7 protein-coding genes are annotated in these 9,011 nt (G+C 45.5%); 2 read left to right on the forward strand and 5 right to left on the reverse strand.

The features are described from left to right. Window positions 1–534, forward strand: a 534-nt coding sequence (locus IQ270_RS25120; protein ID WP_193975900.1) for a cobalt-precorrin-6A reductase, incomplete at its 5' end; no start/stop codon positions are given. Window positions 535–606: 72 nt separating this feature from the next. Here IQ270_RS25120 and IQ270_RS25125 read toward each other — a convergent pair. From IQ270_RS25125 to IQ270_RS25140, 4 genes are all read right to left on the reverse strand, one after another. Then, entirely contained in the window at window positions 607–1,803 is a 1,197-nt protein-coding gene (locus tag IQ270_RS25125; protein ID WP_193975901.1) for a CapA family protein, read from the reverse strand. 734 nt (window positions 1,804–2,537) lie between these two features. Next, window positions 2,538–2,933 (reverse strand): SH3 domain-containing protein, encoded by a 396-nt coding sequence (locus IQ270_RS25130; RefSeq protein WP_193975902.1) that lies wholly within the window; start codon window positions 2,931–2,933, stop codon window positions 2,538–2,540. Between the two features lie 49 nt (window positions 2,934–2,982). Beyond that, window positions 2,983–4,776, reverse strand: a complete 1,794-nt coding sequence (locus IQ270_RS25135) for an N-acetylmuramoyl-L-alanine amidase (RefSeq protein ID WP_193975903.1) — start codon at window positions 4,774–4,776, stop codon at window positions 2,983–2,985. Between the two features lie 169 nt (window positions 4,777–4,945). Further along, window positions 4,946–6,631, reverse strand: a complete 1,686-nt coding sequence (locus IQ270_RS25140) for a TrkA family potassium uptake protein (protein WP_193975904.1) — start codon at window positions 6,629–6,631, stop codon at window positions 4,946–4,948. Window positions 6,632–7,000: 369 nt separating this feature from the next. On the opposite strand from IQ270_RS25140, the gene IQ270_RS25145 reads away from it, so the two are divergent. After that, the gene (locus tag IQ270_RS25145) at window positions 7,001–7,615 is read left to right on the forward strand and encodes a COP23 domain-containing protein (protein ID WP_193975905.1); all 615 of its coding nucleotides are present in this window, start codon (window positions 7,001–7,003) and stop codon (window positions 7,613–7,615) included. 211 nt (window positions 7,616–7,826) lie between these two features. Here IQ270_RS25145 and IQ270_RS25150 read toward each other — a convergent pair. Continuing rightward, window positions 7,827–9,011: cobaltochelatase subunit CobN (locus IQ270_RS25150; RefSeq protein WP_193975906.1), on the reverse strand; the 1,185-nt coding region annotated here is incomplete at its 5' end.

Here is a 9,011-nt window from a genome sequence, read left to right on the forward strand (position 1 = left end):
GATGCGACTCATCCGTTTGCGGCGCAGATTTCTGCTAATGCTGCTGTTGCTGCTGCTGAGTGTAATGTGCCTCATTTGATGCTGGTGCGTCCAGCTTGGGAGATGGTGGAGGGCGATCGCTGGATCGAAGTTGCCAACCACTCGGAAGCTGCAAGGGCTTTGTCAGGCGGTTCTAGACGGGTGTTTCTCACGATTGGTCGGCAGGAATTGGCGGAGTTTGCTGGTTTGGATGCTATTTGGTTTTTGATGCGGGCGATCGATCCTCCGGCACCAAATACTCTTGTTCCTGACGGTAAATTGTTATTAGCAAAGGGGCCTTTTTTATTAGAAGATGAGCTGAAATTGCTGTCCGAATATGACATTGATACAATTGTGAGCAAAAATAGTGGCGGCGCTGCTACTTATGCAAAAATTGTGGCTGCTAGGAAACTGGGAATTCCAGTTGTGATGGTGCAGCGGCCGCCGATTCCCGATGTTGAGCGGGTTGCTGATGTGGAAGGGGCAATTTCTTGGCTGATGGGGCAGTTGAATTGAAATTAACCACGAAGGCACCAGAGGTTATAATTGGTTCGTAGTCAGCACTTTAGTGCTCAATACAAACATAATTTATTTGTTTTTGGTGTCGCTACTCAAAGAATTAAGATGATTGTTCATGTTTTGCAAATATCCAGATAAAACAGGATACTGCGAAGTTGCTAGCAGCGAGTCTTTTTTCTTGGTTACTGTTTGTTGTAATGGCAAAACCCGATATTTTAGTCGATTGTTTAGAGTATAGCGGTGTACCCAAGTTGGAATGGTTTTGATGCTGGTGATTTCTGTGGTTTTTTCGGGAAGTCTTTTACGGATATTTACTTGCAAAATCACGCCTAAATCTGTATACTTTTGGGTTTGACCGGAGATGAAGTTTCCCATTGAATAAATTGCTACAGCTTTTCTGGTTTTCCCGTTTTTTCTGGGAAATTTAAAGATTTTGTAAGGTTGGACGACGTGGGGGTGGCTGCCGAGAATGATGTCTGCGCCGGCTTTTAATAGGTTTTCAACTAATTGTTTTTGTTGGGTGTTTGGTTGTCGCTCATATTCATTGCCAAAATGCAGGGAAATTGCGATAATGTCTGCTCCTTGTTTGCGGGCTTTGGCTATATCTTTGACTATTTTTTTTTCGTCGATTAGGGAAACTAAGTAATCTTTGCCTTTGGGTATGGGGATGCCGTTTGTGCTGTAGGTGTAGGCGAGCATGGCTAGTGAAATATTGTTTTTGGTGATGATTAAAGTGATCTCGCCCTGGGCTTTCGATGCGGCGGTTCCTGTAGATGCTATTTGCCGATCGCCCAAATTGGCGATCGTCCTAATTACCCCTGTTTCTCCCCTATCCAAAGCATGATTGTTAGCAGTTGTCAAGATATTAAATCCGGCTTTTTTCGCCGCATCTAGTAATTGAGCCGGTGCGTTGAATAAGGGATATCCCGTATATCCGCCGGCATCTTTGCCCGCTAAGGGTGTTTCGAGATTTCCCGTTACCCAATCGCCTTGTGAGAGGATGCTTTTAACTGGTGCGAAGAAACTGTCAAAATTGTATGTTTGCTTTTTTGCGTCGTAGCCGGAGATTGTTTGGGTGCTGTGCATCATGATGTCGCCGACAGCAATTAGTTTTGCTTCTTTAATCTCAGACTTTGGTGCGGCCCGAATCGCGGCGGGAATTGGCGAGCGACTTTCTGCAGGCTGCGTGTTGGTTTTTGGGGTTTGGATGTTGCAGCCTGCGATCGAAAGCATGGCAATAACCGAGAGCGATCGACAATAATTCATAATTTTTAATACTGATACCTGTTCAAAAAAAACAATGCAAGTGCAGGCAATATCCCAACTATTAGACTTCTTGCAAAAATAGTTATGACGATGCTCAAAGCCATCGCACAAAAATATTTTTTTCTTGTGGGACGTTGCTTTGAGCATCGTCCCAAAATTTGATTAAAAGGACTTTTGCAAGAGGTCTATTATCGGGGTTATCAAGCTTGGTGAAGTATGCCCTATGCCGGCGCGGGCCTATGCCCGGTTGGGCCACTCCTAGCACATCATGTTACGCTATAAAGGCTATATTATGTCATCAATTATTCAATAATATAACCCAACACTTTGGGGTTGAAAATAAGGGGGAAGTTTAAACCAGGTTTTATAGAACCCATTTGATATCTATTCTTAAACCTGAGAAACCGGGTTTCTCTCTATATTTCTCGTCACCCAACCAAAAACTCCAAGAATACCCGGTTTCTCGCCCCTTGCGTAAATCTCAGAAAGGAGTTTCTCTCTATATTTCTCGTCACCCAACCCAAAAACTCAAAGATGTCAAATGGGCTCTGTACAAACTTGCACCCGCACCAGGAGGCTGAGCGAAGCCGAAAGTCCTGGTGCGGGTTGAATACCGGGCAGTTAAAATTACGTTATTGTCAGTTGGAGTTGCTAATCGCTCCAGACGATAATACCCCAACAATTGACAACCTCAAAAAACCGCCCCCAGTATCACGAAAAAATCGCTAAATTCCCTATTTCCGCCACCTCTCAAATTGGTCTTCCGAACAACCATTAATAAATTTATTGTTCACCCAACCGTTAAGGACTGTCAAAGTTTCATTAGGAGGATTACCCGAAAATCTCGCCGCAATTTTTACCCAATTACCTTGTCTGCTGAGGGCCCGAACTCCGTCTCCTCTTTTGAGTTTAGCTACAACCGGGTACTGATTGCCGGGGCCTTTGCGAATGTTAACAGCGCCGCCTTCACCTGTAATAAATGAGCACTGAGTTTGCTTTTTTAAAGCTTCTACTTTTTGCGGCGAGAGACTTTGCTCTTTACCGAAAACTGGAAAGCTGTAAAGTGAAAAACTTAAACTTGCAAAGGCGGCTGCAATGAAAAAGGCTTTTGATTGACTCAAACTCAACATTTATTTAATCTCCTTGGGTTGGAAGGACTGAAGTCCTTACTACGAACTGTTATTTTACCGAAGCAAACCATTCGGTAATGCCTTGGGCAATGGCAGAAGCTAACTTCTGCTGTTCTGTCGGATTTACAATCCATTCAAACTCTTCGGGATTAATCATAAATCCCAATTCCATTAAAACAGATGGAGCAACGGCAGGACGAGTCATGGCTAAATTGTTCCAGAATACACCATAGCTCGGACGGTTCAATTTTGCAACTAAATAATTGTGAAGAAACATTCCCAAACTGTGGGCTTGCGGGTGAAACCAGAAAGCGCCGACACCTTTAGTATTAATTGCGTCGCCGTTATCGGGCAAAGCATTGTAATGAATCGAAATTGCGATCGCAGGTTCTTCTTTTTGAATCATTTCTACCCTCGGCGGCAAATCCAAATCGACATCTTCCACCCGCGTCATTACCACATTTGCGCCCCGATTCACCAATTCTTCTCGCACCAATTTCGACACAATTAAAGCCACTGTTTTCTCGCGGTAGCCTGTGGGGCCGACACCCCCAGAATCCTCCGGCCCGCCGTGTCCGGGATCTAACAATATTTTAATTCCAGAAAGCGGCTTTTCTTGTGAAGCGGGCATCTTGCCCGATCTAACTGGGGGATGTTTTAAAGACAACACTAAAGTTGTGCCCTCGTATCTCAATTTGTAGCCCCACTGCTGGGCAGACTTGAGGTTGAAAGTATATTGTACTTGCAGCGGCGATATTTGTTGCCATACCAAACGCGAAATTACCGGGTCATCGTCGAGGCGAATAATGTCAGTTTGAGCGGTGGTATTGTACAGTGTTAAAGTGAAAGTGCGTTCTCCTTCTTGCACGGTGACTGGGACTGGTGTTTCTAAGGGAAATAAGATTTCTGTCCAGCCGGAAACTTGACGCGATCGCGCGCTGCGAATAATCGATCGCACTGGCAGTGTATCCTTGACAATTCGCACTTCTGATGCTTTAATCCAAGCACCGTAATCGAGCCGAATCCATTCTCCCTCGCGCCCGATAACTGTGGCGCGAGTTCCCTTGGGTAGCGGTGTCATCCGAGAGAAATCTGTACTCGCGCCGGTTCGGGCAACACCAGGATCTGCTGTGACTTCTGCTACTTCTAACTCGGCTGGGGAGAGAATAGAAATCTTGCCAGTACCTTGTTGGCTGATAGTTTTGTCGTTCATTGTCAGCTCAAATACAGGCAGTCCCAAATCTATTTTTTCTACCTTAGATTCGCTGGAGTTTTCCGGGGTTTTAGCGCAGCCTTGATACTGTTCGCTGCTGCCTTTTTGAATTGGGGAGTTTTCACCTAACAAGACAGATTTATTATCGGGGAGTTCGACTTGCGATCGCGCTTTTAAAGGAATAGTAACGCCAGCCAATTTTACTGCAACTAAAGCATTCGCAGGGGCGATCGCCCCAAAGCAAATATATTCCCCCGGTAAACTGGCTACATCAACTTTCGGTGTCAGGGAATCTTTGGCAAAAGCCAATCCTGCGGGGACTTGGGGCTGATTCGACTCGCGCCTTACCTTAATTGTGACTTCCTGATTTTCGTAACGCAAGTTAAAGACATTTTCGCCGAGTTGCAGGGGAAAAGTCGGGGCGAAATGCCCCGCTGCGCTGCGGGAAATTTGGTTGCCATTTACCGATACTTGTCCGGTTGGGGGGGCAGTACCGATTAAAAAGATGCGATCGGCGATTGTTTTGTGGTTGGCGGGAGGATAAGCGACGGACAAAGGTTGAGCGGCAATGGCTGCAGAGGCGATCGCAATTATCATCCCAAACACAATTAATCCTAAAAATTTTCTCATGCTAAAACGCGACTAATTGAGAGTCTGTTGGTTATTTATACTCGAACTTCGGCTAAGAAACCCGGTTGATGAGGGTTAGGTGTAAGTCCTATTTACTATACAGGCCTCAGTTTATCAGGTTTGTAGTGGCAATTGAGCGATCGGCAACATAAATTCCCACGTCAAACCATTAAGTTTTAATCAATTCCGAAGTCGTTCTCCACAGTTGATCCAACCGATTCCCAGGCATTGTCAAATATAAAACATCCCCAGCACTCAGACAATAATTCAGCAAATCCCAGCCGTGAAGAGTTTGACAATTAGTTTCCACATAAAGAGGCACAAAATCGGCAAATTTAGCAGCATCTTGAATGCGGTGTCCGCAAAAAGGATGTTTGGGCGTAATCAATGTAGCCAAGGAAACCCACAGACTGTCAGCAGTCATCCCGTTGCCCAAAATTCTGCCTCCAATCGCCGCCGCCGCGAAAGCAGGAGCCGCTAATTCCGTCGGGTTCAAAACTCCTTCAAATTCAAAAACCTGCTGCACCATCAAAGCAAAATGCGAGTCTTGATTGCGGACAATCACTGGCAGTTTTGGTGCCAATCCTTTAGCAGTCAAGGCAATTTCTACATTAGACATATCGCTGCTAGTAACTGCCAAAAGTGCTGCTGCTTGCTTAACATTAGCAGCTTCCAGAGTTGCGGGCAAACTGGCACTTCCATGAATTACTGGAATTTTTAGAGAGCGAGCCGTGCTCAGAAAGCGACTGTTTGGATCTTGCTCGATCGCCACAATATCATAACCGTTAGTGTGCAGTTCTTTAGCAATTTGTATTCCCATGCCGCCCAGACCGCAAATAATGTAATGATTGCGCTGTGCAACTCGCGCCACATCCCAATATTCGGTAAAGCGAGTTCCCAATACATAATCGTTGAGCAATGCGTAGCAGATGCCGATGATTCCGGCTCCAACTAACATCATCACAACTGTCAATAGTTTAATGCTTTCTGGAGCTTGTTCCGCAACTTTTTCAAAGCCTCCTGCTCCTGTAATCATGCCGACTGAAAAATAAAGAGAATCAATAATTGAGATATTTTTATCAACACAAACATAGGTGACAGTAGCAACTGCAATCATTGTCAGCAGCGTCAGCAAAACAATGACTGCTGCTTGGCTGTGCTGCTGAAATCGGCGCAGGCTAGTTAGGATTTTAAGAAATTTTTGAATTAAAGTTTTTTGAGGGCTGCCAAGAGTCGGCTCAGTGGCAACAATTAGCCGATCGCCCTGCTGGCACTCCTGACCCGCAAGCACGGCCGATACTAAATCGGTTTTGTTAGCAGCCGGGAGATAATAAATCAACATTCGCGATCGATCGTTCCACAAATCGCTCAGTTGTTGATTTAACCAAGGATGATTTTCATCGATATATTCTTCGTGAATCGGCCAAGTGCGATCGAACAAACGCAACTGTCCGATCGCCCGATTTCCGAGAGCAGCAAAAGCAAAAACCGGAGCAGCCAAAGCCGAAACGCTCATCGAACTGTGTTCGGGCAAAGTGTGGTCAATTCTGTCGCCCAAGCTAGTATTGAACAATCTGTTAATGACCCGAATTTGAGGATTCAGAATCCTCGCCTGCATCAAAACTGCCAAATTAACAGCATCATCATTTCCTGCGATTACTAAAGTGTGAGCTTTTTGAATGCCCGCCGCCAACAAAGTAGAAGCTGCTTGCAAATTACCGACAACCACATCAGAAGTTTCGCTGCGAATTGGGCGATCGCTAATACCAACCACAATCGCCCCCTGCTGTCTCAACAAACAAAAAATTTTGTGTCCCGTTTGGCCCAAGCCGCAAACAATGATTCGAGGTTTCATAAGTTATTTGCCAGCCGATGGCAAAGCTGTCGTTTGTAGTTTTACCTACCATTGTTGACTGCGACGGCTTTGCATAATGTAGCTAAAAACACTATCTAGGATGTTTGTGCTGCACTGGCCTCGAAGTTTTGGAACAACGAAAGGACAGTGCCGTGTTCGTAAAGCCAAGTTCCCAAGTGTTGAAATAAACACACCACACTGCTATGTACCTACAGACATGAGGTGCAACTAACCTGATTTAATATTTGAAAAATATCCGGGTGCGACAGCCAACCAGCCGAATCTGAATAGATAGGGAGAGGACACTGCCCTGTCCCTACAACTATCACATCCGACATAAATTTAACTGCCTTAGCGGCAGGAGTGATTATGAAATTGACTGCACCCTTATTAGCATCCGCTTTAGTTTTCGCCGGTACTGTCGCCTTTGCCAGCCAAGTGCAAGCAGCTCCAGCCAGGAACTCTTTGAATAACACTAAAACAACATTTCAGTGCGTTACTTCCGGTCGTAATTTTGTCACAATTGCGCGGCGGGGAAATGTCACGACAGATCCAATGATTGTTTGGAAATCTACCGAGTTCGGCCGCGAATATACACCTTGGCAGCGCTGTCAAATTGTTTCCAATAGATTGACCAAAGCTGTTGCCCAGAATGGCGGAAGATTGAGCAACTTGCAGTTAACAACAGGAATTGTTAATAACTTGCCAGTAGTTTGTTACGTGAACGGACGGGGGCGCTGCAACTCTCAAAATCTGCTGTTCACCCTAGACAAGCGAAATGCTAAAAATCCCGGTGAAGCTTTAACGAGATTGATTAATTTTGCCCAAGACGGCAGTGGGCCAGTTACAACCTTGAGAACCGGAGCTCCATCATCTGCACCGCAGTTTGTTCCCTTTGGAGATATAGTCGATCGAGCTTTTAATTCTCCAAACAATAAACCATCAGTTCCTGTAGCAAAACCGCAGGGCGATCGGGGTATTTAATAGTCGCGCCTCTAATATCGTTCCCGGTTGCATTTAAACATCACATAGAGGACACGGCAGTGCCGTGTCCCTACCATTAATCGCGGTAGGGACACGGCACTGCCGTGTCCTGGCTGTGGGTAATATTAATTCCAATGCTTGCACCTGACAAATTTTGAAACTATTGTGGGGTGAGCTTCTAGCCCGCCCCTAAATATTTATATTAAAAAAACTACACAACTACCCCTTCAATCTTCTCATCAGTTAACTCGTACAACTCGCGCAACTGCTGCAACTTATCCGCATCCGGCTGCCAAAATCCCCGCCCGTTAGCCTCCAACATTCTCCCTACAATATTGCGAAAAGCTTCAGGATTTGCCTCCCGCAACTTCTTCGCCATCTCTTCATCTAAAGCATAAGTATCAGCCGCCTGATCGTAAACCCAACTATCAGTAAAATCAGCCGTTCCGCCCCAACCAATTAACGCCGTCATCCGCTGCGAAATTTCATAAGCACCACCCGAACCTTGATTGGCCATCGCCTTAGCCCACTTAGGATTTAACAACTTAGTGCGATATTCCAAACGCAGCAAATCTTCTAAATTGCGCCCAGTTGTATCTTTAGAAAAACTTTCGACAAAACTGGTATTGACTTTTTTGCCGCGCTGCTTTTCCGCTGCTTTCTTCAAACCCCCAGTATTGGCATAATACTCTTGAATGTCCGTCAAACCGTATTCAACAGAATCAATTTCTTGAATTATGCGATCGCACCCTTGCAACAACTGAGTCAAAACCTCCGGCCTCGCCTCACCCTTATCCTTTCTTCCGTAACTAAAAACATTGCGACTTTCCCAAGTTTTCCCCAACTCATCCCCCGATTCCCAACTACCATCAACAACTCGATCGTTAACCAAAGAACCAAAATCTCCAGCCGGATTAGAAAACAACCTCGCCGCACAATTCTGCACGCCTTTTTCCTGCAAAATCAAAGCGTGCTTGCGAATAAAATTATCCGAATCCGGTTCATCAGCATCAGCAGCCCGCACAAACAAATCATCAAGCAACTCAATAATATTCACAAAACTATCGCGGAAAATCCCCGAAAGATTTCCCAACACATCAATGCGGGGATGGCCGACATCAGCCAGCGGTTTTAACTCATAGCGAACAATCCGGCCAGTTCCTTCCTTCAGAGGTTCAGCCCCTACCAATTCTAGGAGAATTCCAATAGATTCACCGCGAGTCTTAATAGCATCCAAACCCCACAACATCACCGCCACAGTCTCAGGATATTTACCGTGTTCCTCAACGTGCTTCTGAAGAATTTTTCGAGCAATTTCGCGCCCCCTTTCACAAGCAGCCGGAGAAGGCATCCGATAAGGATCTAAAGCATGAATATTCCTACCAGTAGGCAACAC

The sequence above is a fragment of the Microcoleus sp. LEGE 07076 genome, from assembly GCF_015207455.1.
Taxonomy (GTDB): domain Bacteria; phylum Cyanobacteriota; class Cyanobacteriia; order Cyanobacteriales; family Microcoleaceae; genus Microcoleus.